Origin of the sequence: Amycolatopsis sp. NPDC026612 (assembly GCF_040638285.1) — a bacterium.
Lineage (GTDB): Bacteria > Actinomycetota > Actinomycetes > Mycobacteriales > Pseudonocardiaceae > Amycolatopsis.
This window is the reverse complement of the sequence record NZ_JBEZYB010000033.1, coordinates 1-14,428: the sequence shown is the minus strand read 5'-3', so window position 1 is coordinate 14,428 and position 14,428 is coordinate 1. Positions and strand designations below refer to the sequence as shown.

The following is a 14,428-nucleotide window of genomic DNA, read 5'->3' as shown; positions in this document are numbered from 1 at the left end:
ACATTGCCGAAAGGACGCATGATCACGCTCCCGCGGGGTCGACTCGGCGATCCGCTCCCGGGCCGCGGCGGCGCGCGCCAGCTGCCCGCCGGAAAGCCGGGCGATCACCCGCTGCGCCACCTTCGGCGAGAGGAACGCGGCCCCGCCGGCGACGGCGTGGATACCGGCCAGCAGTTCGCGCGGGTCGCCCGACTTCAGCAGGAACCCGCCCGCGCCGAGGCTCAGGATCGCGAAGGCCACCCCGAGCAGGATCCCGGGGCGGGCGCGCGGCATCCGCAGCCCGGCCTGGTAGCTCGTCGCGACCCGCACGAAGACCGCCCACGCCGCCACGCGGTCGCCGTAGGGGAACGGCACGGCCAGCCTCCCGGCCAGCGCAATGCCGAGCGAGACGCCGGGGAACCGGCGGGCCGTCGCCACCGAGCCGGCGCTTCGTCACCTCTCGCACGGGTTCGAAGCTACAAGGCCGCCCGGCGGCCGACCACTGCCGAAAGTCAACCCTTCAGCGTCAACCCTTCAGGGCGTCCACGAACGCCAGCGTCTGCGGCCAGGACAGCGCGAACGCCTCGGCGTTGACCTCGGTGCCGTGCCGCGAGGAGTCGCTGAAGCCGTGCTCGGCACCGGGGAAGTGCTGGGTGAACGTCGCGCCTCGCGGCCGCGACTGCAACGCCGTCTGGAGCCGGGCGAAGGTCTCGGGCGAGACGACGACGTCGGCTTCCGGGTAGGCGACCAGCACCGGCGCGGTGATCGCTGTCGACAAAGCGACAGCGTCGAGGTCGTGGTTCGGCGGCGCCGGGTCGCGGACCGTCGGGTGGTAGGCCACCACGCCCGAAAGCCGCTGGTCCCGGGCGGCGAGCAGGAGCGCGAACCGGCCGCCGAGGCACCAGCCCAGCACCCCCGCCGACCGGCAGCCGAGGTCGCCGAGCAGGTGGTCGAGCAACGTCGTCTGCTCCGCGAGCGCGGCTTCGTCGCGCAGGTCGCCGAGCTTCGCGCCGAGGTCTTCTCGGGAGGTGTTGTCGGTGCTGGCGCCGTGGAAGACGTCCCAGACCAGCGCCGTGAACCCGCGGCCGGCGAGCTCGCCCGCCCACGCCCGCACCTGCTCCCCGATCCCGGTGATCATCGGCAGGAGGAGCAGCCCGGACGCCGACCCGCCGTCCGGCCGGGCCAGGTAGGCGGAGAGTTCGCCGACACGGACGGTGGACGTCTCGATGCGCATATCCGCACGGTAGCGCCCGAGGTGCTGCATGATGATCCACCATGGCCGAGCGCACACTCGCCGACCAGCTGGGCGGCTACCTCCCCGAAGGCATCGAGGCCCTCGACGAGCACGAGCGGCAGGACCTCGCCGCCGCGCTGCGTGACGCGCGCAGACGGCAGGCGAAAGCGCTCGCCGAGGCGGGCGAAGAAGGCCTCCGGTACGTTCCCGCGCTGCTGCGCGGCGCGGTCCGGAAGGCGGTCGGCCTGTGAGCGAGGACCCGGTGAGCGACGGCTACGCGGCGCGCGCGGAGATCCTGAAGCTGGCCCGCGTCCTCGACGTCGAGCCCGGACGGCTCGAGTACCTCGTGCGTGTCGACGCCGACGACCTGCGGGCGTTCCGCGAGCAGGTCACCGACACGCTGTTCGACGCCAACGCGGCCGCGCTGCAGCGGATGGCACTGGCGGCCAGGGTCGTGCCCGTCGGGGTGCTCGCCAAGATCGCCGAGAAGGTGTTCGGCCCGCTGCTGTGCGCCCGGATCGCCGGGCTGGTCGACGTCGGGCGCGGCGTCGACGTCGCCAAGCGGCTCAGCCCCCGGTTCCTGGCCGAGGTGGCGGCGGAACTCGACCCGCGGCGCGCGAGCGCGATCATCAGCCGCATCCCGTTGGACACCGTGCTCGCGGTCGCCGCCGAACTGGCGCGCAAGGAGAACTGGATCACCCTCGGCCGGTTCGTCGGGCACCTGCCCGACCCCACGGTGCGGCGGGCACTGGCGGAGATCGACGACCCCGGCCTGCTGCGGATCGCGTTCGTCCTGGACGACAAGTACCGCATCGACCACGTCGTCGGCCTGCTCCCGGCCCACCGGCTCGGCAGCCTGCTCACCGCGGCGAGTGCCGACGAGGACCTCTGGACGCCGGCGCTCGACCTGCTGCACCACGTGGGCGACGCGCGGCGCGCCACGCTGAAACCGATGCTCGGCGGGCTGCCCACGGGGTTCCGGGAACGCGTTCAGGCGACGATCAGGTAGATCCCGTAGCCGACGATCGCCGCGCAGGCGGCGAAGCAGACGACCGCGCCGGCCAGCGGGCCGGTGCCCGAACCGCCCGTCTCCCGGGCCGAGTCGCGCTGCGAGAGCCCGACCACCCCGAAGGAGAAGAGGCTCGTCAGCACGACGACCGAAGCGAGCGCGACGACCAGGACGAGACCGAGGGAACCCCAGTTGATGTGCACGGCGCTCCTCAGGCGTTGGCCGGCTGCGGAACGCCGGGTCCGGACTCGTGGATGGAGCCGGCGTTGACCGGGTTCCGCTTCGACGCGAGGTAGATGCCCAGCGCGACGACGACCCCGGCCAGGCCCACCAGCACCGTGCCCCAGGTCCCGAGCGTCGAGACCTCGGCGGCGAGCGCACCGACGATCGCGGCGGCGGGGAGCGTCAACGCCCAGGCGAGGACCATCTTGCCCGCGACGCCCCAGCGGACTTCGGCGAGCTTGCGGCCGAGCCCGGAACCGATGATGCCGCCCGAGCAGACGTGCGTGGTCGACAGCGCGAACCCGAGGTGCGCCGAGGTGAGGATGACCGCCGCGGCGCTCGTCTCCGCCGCGAAGCCCTGCGGCGTCTGGATCTCCGTGAGCTTCTTGCCCATGGTCTGGATGATCCGCCAGCCGCCGAGGTAGGTGCCGAGCGCGATCGCGGTGCCCGCGGTCAGGATCACCCAGATCGGCGGCCCCGAGTTCGGCGCGAGCGAGCCGGACGCGATCAGCGTCAGCGTGATGACGCCCATCGTCTTCTGCGCGTCGTTCGTGCCGTGCGCGAGCGACACCAGCGAAGCGGAGGCGATCTGACCGGCCTTGAACGTCCGGCCCACCGTGTCCTGCTTCGCCCGGGCGGTGATCCGGTAGACGAGGAAGGTGCCGAGCGTCGCGACGACCCCGGCGACGATCGGCGAGGCGAGCGCCGGGATGAGGACCTTCTCGACGACCTTCCCGAAGTGGACGGCGTCCGAGCCGGAGGCGATCCAGGTGGCACCGATCAACCCGCCGAACAGGGCGTGCGAGGAGCTCGAGGGCAGCCCGATCAGCCAGGTCACCAGGTTCCAGACGATGGCACCGACGAGCCCGGCGAAGATGATCACCGGTGTCACCTTGGTGTCGTCGACGATCCCGCCGGAGATCGTCTTCGCGACCTCGACCGAGAGGAACGCGCCGACGAGGTTCAGCACGGCCGAAACGGCGACCGCGACCTTCGGCTTGAGCGCCCCGGTGGCGATGGAGGTGGCCATCGCGTTGGCGGTGTCGTGGAAGCCGTTGGTGAAGTCGAAGGCCAGCGCGGCGACGATCACCACCAGCACGATCAGCGAGAAGTCCATGGGCGGCCCACTTTCGTTGCTGTTCGTTGCCAACGCTACTGATCGGCAGGGACCGCTCCGATCCCTGCCGGGTGACGGCTTACCGAACTCTGCATGAACCGGGGTGGGGTAAACCCCACCCGCACCGGGTGGTTCAGCCCAGTGTGTCCGCCCGCGTCGCCCGGAACGATCGGAACCGGGCGAAAGGGGCCACGATGACCAAGCTGGGGTGGGCGCTCGGCGCGACGAGCTTGTCGGCGGTGTTGTTCTTCTTCGGCACGGGCTTGGCCCCGGTCCCCGAACTGGCCTGGGTGGCACCGCTGCCGATCCTGCTGCTCGCGCCGCGCGTCGCCGGCGCCGCGGCGATGGCCTGCGCCTTCGCCGCCTACCTCGTGGGGAGCACCGGCAGCTGGAGTTACTTCTGGCATTCGCTTTCGGTCCCCCGCCCCGCGGCGATCGGGATCCTCGGCGGCAGCGCGCTGCTGTTCGCGGTGTCGGCCGGGCTCTTCCGGCTGCTGGTCCGGCGCGGGCACGGCCTCCTGGCGGCACTCGCCGCACCGGCGTTGTGGACCGCCGTGCTCTACGTCGTTTCGCTGCTCAACCCGACCGGCGTGGTGGGCACCCTGATGACGACCCAGGCCGACCGGCCGTCCGTGCTGCGGCTCGCCACGGTGACGGGCGGCTGGGGCGTGGAGTTCCTGGTGCTGTTCGTCCCGGCCGCCGTGGCCGCCGCGCTCGCGCCGGGCGTCCGCGGCCGGACCCGGCTCGCCGGCCTGGTCGTCACCGCCGCGGCGCTGGCCGGGCTCGCCTTCTGGACCACGCCGCCGCTCACCGGGCCGCCGACGCGGATCGCCCTGCTCGCCATGGGACAGAGCCGCTGGGGGCTGGACGTCGCCACGGTCGAGGGCCGCACCCGCCTCCAGTCCTATGTGGACGAAATCGGCCGGCTGCCGGACGGCGTCCAGGTGGCCGTGCTCCCCGAAGGCACCTTCGCGGTGGACCAGGTCAGCCGTCCGCGGCTGGTCGAGGCCTTCGCGGACGTGGCCCGCAAGCGGAACCTCGACGTCGTCACCGGCGTCATCGACACGACCCCGGACGGCCGGTTCAACGCCGCGCTGGCGATTCCGCCGTCCGGCCCGCCGGTGGAGTACCGCAAGTGGCACAACGGGGATGCGCCGAACCTCGCCTCCGGCACCCAGCTCGCACACCTCGCCGGGATCGGGCTCATGGTGTGCATGGACGTCAACTTCGCCGACCCCAGCGGCGAGTACGGCAAGGCAGGCACCGGTCTGGTCCTCATCCCGGCGTCCGACGAAGACGTCGACGGCTGGGCCCACAGCCGCACCGCGCTGATCCGCGGCGTCGAGAACGGCTTCTCGGTGGCGTGGAGCGCCGCGCGCGGCACGCCGATGCTGGCCGACGCCCAGGGACACGTGCTGGCCGAAACCCGCACCGGTGACCACCCGTTCTCGGTGGTCGTCGCCGACGTCCCGCTCGGTCCGGGGAAGACCCCCTACGCCCGCTTCGGCGACTGGTTCACCTGGCTCTGCGGGCTGGTCGCGCTGGCCGGGATCGTCACCGCGGCCCGCAGGCCGTCGTTGTCACCCGTCACAACGCACGCCGGGCAACTCTGAGCGTTTCCCCAGGTCGCCTCCAGTGGTCTGTGACCGATCATGATCCGAGTCACGTACTGACGGGTAACTGGAGGCAACGGAATGCGGGTCACCAACGGCGGTGCCAAGCGAATCCTGGCCGTGCTCGCCGCGGCGCTCACCTTCGGCGCGGTCGCGCCGTCGATCGCCGAAGCGGCACCGAGCAGCGGCTGGAACGACTGGGGCTGCCGTCCGTCGGCCGCGCACGCGGAGCCCGTCGTGCTCGTGCACGGTCTCGGCGCGAACGACACCGTCAACTGGTTCTTCCACGCGCCGAAGATCGCCGCCCATGGCTACTGCGTCTTCTCGCTGACGTACGGCACCGGCATCCTCGGCCCCGGCGTCGGCGGGCTCGCGTCCATGCGCGACAGCGCCGCGCAGCTCGGCCGGTTCGTCGACCGGGTCCGGTCCACGACCGGAGCGGCGAAGGTCGACATCGTCGGGCACTCCGAAGGCAGCACGATGCCCGCGTACTACCTGAAGTACGGCGGGGCCGCCAAGGTCGCCCACTTCGTCGGCTTCGGCGCCAACTACCGCGGGACGACGCTCGGCGGCCTCGACGCGCTCGCCAAGGCCCTGCTCACGTCCGTGCCCGGGCTCGGCGCGGTCCTGCGCACGGCGTGCGGCGCGTGCACCGAGTACCTCGCGCCGTCGGCCTTCCTGGACGACCTCGCCCGCGGCGGCGTCCACGTCCCCGGCCCCACCTACACGAGCATCGTGAGCCGCTACGACGAGGTCGTCACGCCCTACACCAGCGGAATCCTCGGTGAACCCGGCACCACGGACGTCGTCCTGCAGGACTTCTGCGCGGGAGACGCGTCCGGGCACCTGAGCCAGGCGATCGACCCGAACGTCACCGGCCTGATCCTGCACGCGCTCGACGCGGGCTACGCGCCGGCGTGCACCCCCTTCACCCTGCCGTTGTGAGCGGGTTCTGCCCGAGGTACCGGCGCCCGTTTTCGGCGGACTCCCGCACCGCGGCAAACCCGTAGTCCACCATCGCGGTCTCGTACGCCGCCACCGCCTCGAGCGGCGGAGCCCCGGCCAGCGCGGACGCCAACGCCGCACCGTCGCGCAACGCGGTGTTGGCGCCCGCGCCGGCGGCCGGGCTCATCGCGTGGATCGCGTCGCCGACGAACGTCACGCGCGACGGTTCCCACGGCCCGATCGGGATGCTCGTCCGGATGGGTTGCGGGAACGTCGCCGGGACGTCCCAGTGCTCGACCATCGCGCGGGCCAGGGGGTGCCAGCCGTCGACCAGGCGGAGCGCCACCTTCTGCAGGTCCTCCGGCGCCATCGCGGCGAGCTCGGCTTCGGAGTGGACGACGATCTCCCAGCGCGCACCCACCGAGCAGGTCATGTACGGCTGGTCGTCGCGCAACCGCAGGTCGGGCACCAGCCGCGCGCACGCGGCGGCCACCGGCTCGGGGTAGTCGACCGGCGCGAACCCGGCCATCGTCCGGTCCGGCCCGAGCATCATGGAGAACACCGCGAACATCTCCGGCTCGAACAGCGCGCGGGTTTCCGGCGTCAGCGGGATCCGGCCGTAGAGGTGCACCAGGCCGGCGTCGACGACCGGGGCGTGCGGGAGGTACTGCTGCCGCACGCCGGAGTTGATGCCGTCGGCGCCGACGAGCAGGTCGCCCCGCGCGGTCGTCCCGTCGGCGAAGTGCGCGGTCACGCCGTCCGCACCGGTTTCGTAATGGGTGAACCGCTTGCCGTAGGAGACTTCCTGGCCGTGCAGCAGGATCTGCCGCAGGGTGAAGCGGTTGATGTTGAGGTGCGTTCCCTCGTCCTCCAGGCGCGTGAGCAGCCGCAACCGGTGGTCGTAGACGTTCGTGTGCGGCAACGCGCGGCCGGCGGTGGCGCGGAAGAGTTCGTGCAGCTCCGGCGGCAGCACCTCGCGCAACGCCGCGTCGCCGACACCGCTGATGTGCAGCCGGTACCCCTGCTTGCGCGCGCCCGCCGACTCGTCGCGTTCGTAGACCCGGCAAGGGATTCCGGCGCGGCGCAGACCGTGCGCGAGGCTCAGGCCACCCAGACCGGCACCGATGATGATCACGGACACAGCTGTCCCTTCGTCACGGATGAGGAAGGGACGCACAGGTAAGCCTGCGTAAGCCGCCCGGACTAACCCATACCGGACTGTGTCTTCGCGCGTCCTCGCTTTCGACGTTAGCGCACGCGCTCCCCGGCGCGCCACACCATGTTCGTCAGCGGCACGCCGGGCCGGTAAGCCAGGTGCGTCACCGAAGGCGCGTCGAGGACGTGGACGTCCGCCCGGGCTCCCGGGCGCAGCACCCCCACGTCCTCGCGGCGCAGCGCCTTCGCGCCACCGGCCGTGGCGGCCCAGACCGCCTCCTCGATCGTCATGCGCATCTGCAGCACCGCCGTCGCGACGCAGAACGCCATCGACGTCGTGTACGAGCTGCCCGGGTTCGCGTTGCTGGCCAGCGCCACGGTCGCCCCCGCGTCGAGCAGCCGCCGAGCCGGGGCCAGCGGCTGGCGGGTCGACAGGTCGCAGGCGGGCAGCAAAGTCGCGACCGTCTCGGCAGCCGCCAGCGCTTCGACGTCCGCGTCCGCGAGATGAGTGCAGTGGTCGACGCTCGCCGCGCCCAGCTCGACCGCCAGCCGGACACCGGGGCCTTCGCCGAGCTGGTTGCCGTGCACCCGCAGGCCGAGCCCGCGCCCGGCGGCGGCCTTCAGCACCCGCGCGGACTGGGCCTCGTCGAACGCGCCCGTCTCGCAGAACACGTCCGCCCAGCGCACGCTTTCCGCCACCGCGTCGAGCATCTCACCGCAGACGAGGTCCACATAGGACTCGGCGTCGGCGCCGGGCGGCACGAGGTGCGCGCCGAGGAACGTGACCTCGTCGGCCACTTCACCCGCGATCCGGGCGCTCCGGGCTTCGTCGGCCACCGTGAGCCCGTAGCCCGTCTTGGTCTCCAGGCACGTCGTGCCCTGACGAGCCGCCTCGCCGACGTGGCGACGCAGGTTGGCCGCCAGCTGCTCGTCGGACGCCTCCCGCGTGGCCCCGACCGTAGTCGCGATCCCGCCTGCCGTGTACGGCTTTCCGGCCATCCGCGCCTCGAACTCGGCGGTGCGGTCCCCGGCGAAGACGAGGTGCGTGTGGCTGTCGACCCAGCCGGGCAGCACCGCACGGCCTTCGACGTCGACGTGCTCGTCGGCGTCCGGCGCCTGCGCGGCCGGCCCGACCCAGGCGACCTTTTCGCCGTCGACGACCAGGGCGGCATCGGTCAGCCGTCCCAGCGCCGGGTCGTTGGTGGTGAGCTCGCCGATGCCCGTGATCAGGACCGCCACAGTGCCTCGATCTCCTTCGCCAGAACGGTTTCCGGTCGGTCGATGAGCAGGTGCGCGCCGTCCCGCACGACCTCGCGGCCGGCGACGACGACGTGCCGGACGTCCGAGCCGGACGCCGCGAACAGCACCCCCGACGGCTCGATCCCGGCCGTCCGCACCGAATCCAGGGTCACGGTGACGAAGTCCGCCCCCGCTCCCACGGCGAGTGCGCCGACCTCGCCCCACCCGATCGTCGCGTGGTGCGTACCCGCCTCGAGGAGTTCTTCGGCGCTGAACCGGCCACGTTCCTCGCTGGCCAGCCGGTCGTTCAGTTCCAGCGCGCGGATCTCTTCGAACGCGTCGACGACGGCGTTGCTGTCACTGCCGATGCTCAGCCGCACCCCGGCGTCCCGCAGGGCGCGGGCCGGGCCGATGCCGTCGCCGAGGTCGCGTTCGGTGGTCGGGCAGAAGCACGCCCCGACCCGGAACTCGCCGAGCCACCGCACGTCCCGGTCGGTGAGGTGGGTCGCGTGCACGACGGTGAGCCGGTCCTCGAGCACGCCGTTGTCCCACAGCAGCCCGGTCGGGGTGAACCCGGTGGCCGCTTCGCACTGCTCGTTCTCGGCGCGCTGCTCGGACAGGTGGATGTGCAGCGGGCGGTTCCCCGGCGTTCCGGAGTCCACTTCGGACAAGTCGTCCTCGGGTACCGCACGCACGGAGTGGATCGCCCCGCCGACCCGGAACAGCTCGTCTTCCTTCAGCAGGGCCACCCGCGAAGCCCACGCCGAAGCCGAGCCATCGGAGAACCGCCGCTGGACCTCGTCGGGTTTGACACCGATCCCGCCCGCCAGGTAGCACGCGTCGAGCAGCGTCAACCGGATCCCGGCGTCCGCCGCGGCCTGCCGGAGGGCCGCGCCCATCGCGTTCGGATCGGCGTAGGGCTTCCCGCCGGGCGCGTGGTGCAGGTAGTGGAACTCCCCGACGCTCGTGTACCCGCCGAGCACCATTTCGGCGTAGACCCCGCGGGCCAGCCGGTAATAGGTGTCGGGATCGAGCCGGGACGCCAGCGTGTACATGCGTTCGCGCCACGTCCAGAAGGTGCCGCGCTCGTGGTGCGTCCGTCCCCGCAGGGCCCGGTGGAAGGCGTGCGAGTGCGCGTTCGCGAAGCCCGGCAGCGTCAGTCCGGGGAGCACCACGCCGCCGCGGGGCGCACCCGCCGTCACCGCGGTGATCCGGCCGCCGGCGACGTCGATCCGCACCGCCGACGCGATCCCGCCCGGCAGCCAGGCCTGTTCGCACCAGAAAACTGTCGGTGCCGAGCGATAGGCTGGAAACGGGGGGCGCCCCCGCGGGCCGAGGGTCATCGCGCCAGCCGCTCCAGCACGGTGGCCAGCGCCGCGGCCCCGGCTTCGACGTCGTCCGCCTCGGCGAACTCCTCCGGCGAGTGGCTGATCCCGGTCGGGTTGCGCACGTAGAGCATCCCGGCGGGGACGAACCCCGCCAGGATGGCCGCATCGTGCCCGGCGCCGGTCGGCAGCTCCGGCGGCCCGCCGAGCCACCCACCGAGGTCACGCCGGAGAGCGTCGGCGAAGACGACATCGCCGGAGTAGGACTCGCGCGTCACCTCGACCCGGCAGCCTTCCTCCCGCGCTGCGTCCGAGGCCGCCCGGCTGATCTCGGCGACCAGCCCCGGCGTGCCTTGGCCGGGCACCCGCGCGTCCAGCCACAGGTCCACAATGGACGCGATGACGTTGGTCCCGCCGGGCGTCGGCACGAGCCGGCCGACGGTCGCCCGCGCGTCCGGCACCTGCGCGGCCAGCCGCCGCACGGCCGTGACCGTCGCCGCGGCGGGCAGCATCGGATCCGCGCGGTCGGCGAGCAGCGTCGCTCCGGCGTGGTTCCCCTGTCCCACGAAGGAGAACCGCCACCGCCCGTGCGCGATCACCGTGCTGCCCACGGCCACCGGCGCACCGAGGTCGATCAACCCGCGCCCCTGCTCGACGTGCAGTTCGAGGAACTGCCCGATCCGATCGAGCCGCTCGGTGTCCCGGCCCATCCGCGCCGGGTCGACGCCCGCCTTCTTGGCCGCCTCGGCGAACGTCACGCCGTCGGCGTCCCGCAGCCCGCGCGCCTTGTCGGCGTCGATGGTGCCGGTGAGCAGCCGCGAGCCCAGGCAGGGAACGCCGAACCGGCCACCCTCCTCCTCGGCGAACACGACGACGGCGAGCGGCCGGCGCGGCTGGAACCCGTTGGCTTGTAAGGCCTCGACCGCGGCGAGCCCGCTCACGACCCCGAGCGGGCCGTCGAAGGCGCCGCCGCCGGGAACCGAGTCGAGGTGGCTGCCGGTGACGACGGCGTTGCGCCCCGGCGGCCCCCACCACGCCCAGATGTTGCCGTTGCGGTCGGTCTCGACGTCCAGTCCGAGGTTCAGCGCGCGCTCGACGAACCACTCGCGCAGGTCATGCTCGGGTGCGTCGAAGGCGTGCCGCGAATAGCCGCCGCGCTTCGGGTCGCGCCCGACGTCGGCGATCTCGTCCAGCAGCGAAGAAGCGGTCACGTGTCCTCCCGCATCGGCACCCGCACGCCACGCTCGCCGGCGACGTCGGCCGCGCGATCGTAACCGGCGTCGACGTGCCGGATGACGCCCATGCCCGGGTCGTTGGTGAGCACCCGTTCCAGCTTCTGCGCGGCGAGCGGCGTCCCGTCGGCGACGCTGACCTGGCCCGCGTGGATCGACCGGCCCATGCCGACGCCGCCGCCGTGGTGGATCGACACCCAGCTGGCGCCCGAGGACGTGTTGACCAGAGCGTTGAGCAGTGGCCAGTCGGCGATCGCGTCCGAGCCGTCGGCCATGCCTTCGGTCTCGCGGTACGGCGAAGCGACGCTGCCGGAGTCGAGGTGGTCGCGGCCGATGACGACCGGGGCCTTCAGTTCGCCGCTGGCCACCATCTCGTTGAACCGCAGGCCGGCCAGGTGCCGTTCGCCGTAGCCGAGCCAGCAGATCCGGGCGGGCAGGCCCTGGAACGCCACGCGCTCGCCGGCCAGCTTGATCCAGCGGGCGAGGGATTCGTTCTCCGGGAACAGCTCGAGCATCGCGCGGTCGGTGGCGGCGATGTCCGCGGGGTCGCCCGAGAGCGCCGCCCAGCGGAACGGGCCGTTGCCCTCGCAGAACAGCGGCCGGATGTAGGCGGGCACGAAGCCGGGGAAGTCGAACGCGCGCTCGCAGCCGCCGAGCTTGGCCTCGCCGCGCAGGGAGTTGCCGTAGTCGAAGACCTCGGCGCCCTTGTCGAGGAAACCGAGCATGGCCTCGACGTGGTCGGCCATCGACTCGCGCGAACGGTCGGTGAACTCGTCGGGCTTCTTCGCCGCGTAGTCGTGCCAGTCGTCGACGCTGACGCCCTTGGGCAGGTAGGAAAGCGGGTCGTGCGCCGACGTCTGGTCGGTGACGATGTCGACCTCGACGCCGCGGCGCAGCAGCTCCGGCAGCACCTCGGCGGCGTTGCCGACGACCCCGACCGACAGGGCACGCTTCTCCTGCTTGGCCTTGGTCACACGGGCGATGGCGTCGTCGAGGTCGTCGGCCACCTCGTCGAGGTAGCGGGTTTCGACGCGCCGGTGCGCGCGCTGCGGGTCGCACTCGATGACCAGCGCGACGCCGTCGTTCATGGTCACCGCGAGGGGCTGCGCGCCACCCATACCGCCGAGGCCCGCGGTGACGGTGAGGGTGCCTTTCAGCGTCCCGCCGAACTTCTTCTTGGCGACCGCGGCGAACGTCTCGTACGTGCCCTGGAGGATGCCCTGGGTGCCGATGTAGATCCACGAACCCGCGGTCATCTGGCCGTACATCGTGAGGCCCTGCTGCTCGAGCCGGCGGAACTCGGGCCAGGTCGCCCAGTCGCCGACCAGGTTCGAGTTCGCGATGAGCACGCGGGGCGCCCACTCGTGCGTGCGGAACACGCCGACCGGCTTGCCCGACTGCACCAGCAGCGTCTCGTCGATGTCCAAAGTGGTCAGTTCGCGGGTGATCGCGTCGAAGCTGGCCCAGTTGCGGGCGGCCTTGCCGGTGCCGCCGTAGACGACCAGGTCCTCGGGCCGCTCGGCGACGTCGGGGTCCAGGTTGTTGTGGAACATCCGCAGCGCGGCTTCGGTCTGCCACGACTTCGCGGTGAGCTGGGTGCCGCGGGCGGCACGGACGACGCGGGACATCAGACCTCCAGACGGGCGGCGTCGAGGACGGCGCCGGAGCGGACGAGTTCTTCGGCGGCCGCGATTTCGGGCGCCAGGTGCCGGTCGGGACCGGGGCCCGCGACCTTCGTGCGGAGCAGGGCGCGGACCGCGCCGGTGACAGGGGACGGCTCGAGCGGCGCGCGGAAGTCCAGCGCCCGGGCCGCCGTCAGCAGCTCGACGGCCAGGACGGTGGTCAGGCCGTCGACGGCCTTGCGCAGCTTCCGCGCGGCCGACCAGCCCATGGAGACGTGGTCCTCCTGCATCGCGCTGCTCGGGATGGAGTCGACGGACGCGGGCACGGCGAGCCGCTTGAGCTCGCTGACGATGGCGGCCTGCGTGTACTGGGCGATCATGTGGCCGGAGTCGACGCCGGGGTCGTCGGCGAGGAACGGCGGCAGGCCGTGCGAACGCGCCTTGTCGAGCATCCGGTCGGTGCGGCGCTCGGCGATGCTGGCGACGTCGGCGACCGGGATGGCCAGGAAGTCGAGCACGTAGGCGACGGGCGCGCCGTGGAAGTTGCCGTTGGACTCGACGCGGCCGTCGGCGAGGACGACCGGATTGTCCACAGCGGACATCAGTTCGCGCGCGCCGACCAGCTCGGCGTGGGCGAGGCTGTCGCGCGCGGCGCCGTGGACCTGCGGGGCGCAGCGCAGCGAGTAGGCGTCCTGGACGCGGTTGCAGTCCGGGCCGCGGTGGCTCTCGACGATCTTCGACCCCTGCAGCGCCTCGAACATCCGGGCGGCGCTCAGCGCCTGGCCGGGGTGCGGGCGCAGGGCCTGGAGGTCGGCGGCGAACGCGCGGTCGGTGCCGAGCAGGGCTTCGACGCTCATCGCGGCGGTGAGGTCCGCGATGTCGAAGAGCCGGTGCAGGTCGGCCGCCGCGAGCAGGAGCATGCCGAGCATGCCGTCGGTGCCGTTGGTGAGCGCGAGGCCCTCCTTCTCGGCGAGGACGACCGGCTCGATCCCGGCCTGCTTCAGCGCCTCCGCGGCGGGCTTCAGCTGACCGGCGTGAAGCACTTCGCCCTCGCCCATCATCGCCAGCGCCACGGCCGCCAGCGGCGCCAGGTCGCCGGAGCAGCCGAGCGAGCCGTACTCGTGCACGATCGGCGTGATATCGGCGTTGAGCAGGGCCGCAAGCGCTTGCGCGGTGCCCGGCCGGACGCCGGTGTAGCCGCTGGCGAGGGTCCGCAGCCGCAGCAGCATGAGCGCGCGGACGACCTCGGGCTCGACGGCGGGCCCGGCACCGGCGGCGTGCGAGCGGATCAGGCTCCGCTGCAGCGCGGTCCGGCTCTCGACCGGGATGTGCCGGGTGGCGAGCGCGCCGAAGCCGGTCGAGACGCCGTAGGTCGGCATGACGGCGTGGGCGAGGTCCTCGATGTGCCGGCGGGTCGCGGCGAGGGTCTTTTCGGCCGCGTCCGTGAGCCCGACGGGCGCGTGGCCGCGGGCGACGTCGACGACCTGGGCGGCGGTCAGTGGTTCGGAGCCCAGGAGCACTTTTTCCGGCATGGACCCATTGGACCCCCTCGGAATCGCTGGTGGGGCACCCCACCGAGTGGTTCTGTCCGGTATCCCAGACACCCGGTTACCCTGGCCCCGAGCGCCCCCAATGGCCCAATGGGGGGGGCCGGGGCGGCGGGGGGGGGGCGGGGGGGGGATGGAGCGGGGGGCCGGGGGGGCGCCAGGGGGGGCGGGGGGGGTGCGGGAGGGGAG

At 72.7% G+C, this 14,428-nt stretch carries 13 protein-coding genes and 1 pseudogene; 4 read left to right on the top strand and 10 right to left on the bottom strand.

The features are described 5' to 3' along the window. Window positions 1–21 precede the first annotated feature (21 nt). Both AB0F15_RS26530 and AB0F15_RS26525 read right to left on the bottom strand, forming a co-directional pair. Window positions 22–219 (bottom strand): annotated as a pseudogene (locus AB0F15_RS26530) (DNA-binding response regulator); the annotation flags it as partial. 286 nt (window positions 220–505) lie between these two features. Beyond that, window positions 506–1,213, bottom strand: a complete 708-nt coding sequence (locus AB0F15_RS26525) for a dienelactone hydrolase family protein (protein WP_360275548.1) — start codon at window positions 1,211–1,213, stop codon at window positions 506–508. A gap of 41 nt (window positions 1,214–1,254) precedes the next feature. Between AB0F15_RS26525 and AB0F15_RS26520 the strand changes: the two genes are divergently transcribed. Together AB0F15_RS26520 and AB0F15_RS26515 are read left to right on the top strand one after the other, a co-directional pair. Next, complete coding sequence (locus AB0F15_RS26520; protein WP_360275545.1) at window positions 1,255–1,464, top strand: hypothetical protein; 210 nt, start codon at window positions 1,255–1,257, stop codon at window positions 1,462–1,464. Between the two features lie 11 nt (window positions 1,465–1,475). Further along, complete coding sequence (locus AB0F15_RS26515) at window positions 1,476–2,222, top strand: hypothetical protein (protein ID WP_360275725.1); 747 nt, start codon at window positions 1,476–1,478, stop codon at window positions 2,220–2,222. On the opposite strand, the gene AB0F15_RS26510 is transcribed toward AB0F15_RS26515, so the two are convergent. Continuing rightward, on the bottom strand, window positions 2,204–2,425 hold the full coding sequence (locus AB0F15_RS26510; protein ID WP_360275542.1) for a hypothetical protein: 222 nt from the start codon (window positions 2,423–2,425) through the stop codon (window positions 2,204–2,206). The two genes, AB0F15_RS26515 and AB0F15_RS26510, sit on opposite strands and share 19 nt — an antisense overlap. 8 nt (window positions 2,426–2,433) lie before the next feature. Further along, window positions 2,434–3,561 (bottom strand): inorganic phosphate transporter, encoded by a 1,128-nt coding sequence (locus AB0F15_RS26505; RefSeq protein WP_360275539.1) that lies wholly within the window; start codon window positions 3,559–3,561, stop codon window positions 2,434–2,436. 194 nt (window positions 3,562–3,755) lie between these two features. Between AB0F15_RS26505 and AB0F15_RS26500 the strand changes: the two genes are divergently transcribed. Together AB0F15_RS26500 and AB0F15_RS26495 are read left to right on the top strand one after the other, a co-directional pair. Further along, window positions 3,756–5,174, top strand: coding sequence for an acyltransferase (locus tag AB0F15_RS26500; protein ID WP_360275536.1), 1,419 nt, complete (start codon window positions 3,756–3,758; stop codon window positions 5,172–5,174). An 81-nt stretch (window positions 5,175–5,255) separates the two neighbouring features. Next, on the top strand, window positions 5,256–6,119 hold the full coding sequence (locus tag AB0F15_RS26495) for a lipase (RefSeq protein ID WP_360275533.1): 864 nt from the start codon (window positions 5,256–5,258) through the stop codon (window positions 6,117–6,119). Here AB0F15_RS26495 and AB0F15_RS26490 read toward each other — a convergent pair. From AB0F15_RS26490 to hutH, 6 genes are all read right to left on the bottom strand, one after another. Continuing rightward, the gene (locus AB0F15_RS26490) at window positions 6,103–7,260 is read right to left on the bottom strand and encodes an FAD-dependent monooxygenase (RefSeq protein WP_360275531.1); all 1,158 of its coding nucleotides are present in this window, start codon (window positions 7,258–7,260) and stop codon (window positions 6,103–6,105) included. The two genes, AB0F15_RS26495 and AB0F15_RS26490, sit on opposite strands and share 17 nt — an antisense overlap. A gap of 107 nt (window positions 7,261–7,367) precedes the next feature. Beyond that, on the bottom strand, window positions 7,368–8,513 hold the full coding sequence (gene hutI, locus AB0F15_RS26485) for an imidazolonepropionase (RefSeq protein WP_360275528.1): 1,146 nt from the start codon (window positions 8,511–8,513) through the stop codon (window positions 7,368–7,370). Beyond that, complete coding sequence (locus AB0F15_RS26480) at window positions 8,501–9,751, bottom strand: formimidoylglutamate deiminase (RefSeq protein ID WP_360275525.1); 1,251 nt, start codon at window positions 9,749–9,751, stop codon at window positions 8,501–8,503. Before AB0F15_RS26480 ends, hutI begins: the two co-directional genes overlap by 13 nt. A gap of 101 nt (window positions 9,752–9,852) precedes the next feature. Further along, a complete protein-coding gene (locus AB0F15_RS26475) occupies window positions 9,853–11,049 on the bottom strand; it encodes an allantoate amidohydrolase (protein ID WP_360275523.1) in 1,197 nt (398 codons plus the stop codon). After that, the gene (hutU, locus tag AB0F15_RS26470; RefSeq protein WP_360275520.1) at window positions 11,046–12,698 is read right to left on the bottom strand and encodes a urocanate hydratase; all 1,653 of its coding nucleotides are present in this window, start codon (window positions 12,696–12,698) and stop codon (window positions 11,046–11,048) included. The genes AB0F15_RS26475 and hutU overlap by 4 nt, the downstream gene beginning before the upstream one ends. Beyond that, window positions 12,698–14,224, bottom strand: coding sequence for a histidine ammonia-lyase (hutH, locus tag AB0F15_RS26465; protein WP_360275518.1), 1,527 nt, complete (start codon window positions 14,222–14,224; stop codon window positions 12,698–12,700). The genes hutU and hutH overlap by 1 nt, the downstream gene beginning before the upstream one ends. Window positions 14,225–14,428: the final 204 nt, after the last annotated feature.

Bases quoted from the DNA above. Each gene is read 5' to 3' on its own strand.
- AB0F15_RS26525 (WP_360275548.1), bottom strand. From the start codon at position 1,213: ATGCGCATCGAGACGTCCACCGTCCGTGTCGGCGAACTCTCCGCCTAC.
- AB0F15_RS26520 (WP_360275545.1), top strand. From the start codon at position 1,255: ATGGCCGAGCGCACACTCGCCGACCAGCTGGGCGGCTACCTCCCCGAA.
- AB0F15_RS26505 (WP_360275539.1), bottom strand. From the start codon at position 3,561: ATGGACTTCTCGCTGATCGTGCTGGTGGTGATCGTCGCCGCGCTGGCC.
- AB0F15_RS26500 (WP_360275536.1), top strand. From the start codon at position 3,756: ATGACCAAGCTGGGGTGGGCGCTCGGCGCGACGAGCTTGTCGGCGGTG.
- AB0F15_RS26495 (WP_360275533.1), top strand. From the start codon at position 5,256: ATGCGGGTCACCAACGGCGGTGCCAAGCGAATCCTGGCCGTGCTCGCC.
- hutU (WP_360275520.1), bottom strand. From the start codon at position 12,698: ATGTCCCGCGTCGTCCGTGCCGCCCGCGGCACCCAGCTCACCGCGAAG.
- hutH (WP_360275518.1), bottom strand. From the start codon at position 14,224: ATGCCGGAAAAAGTGCTCCTGGGCTCCGAACCACTGACCGCCGCCCAG.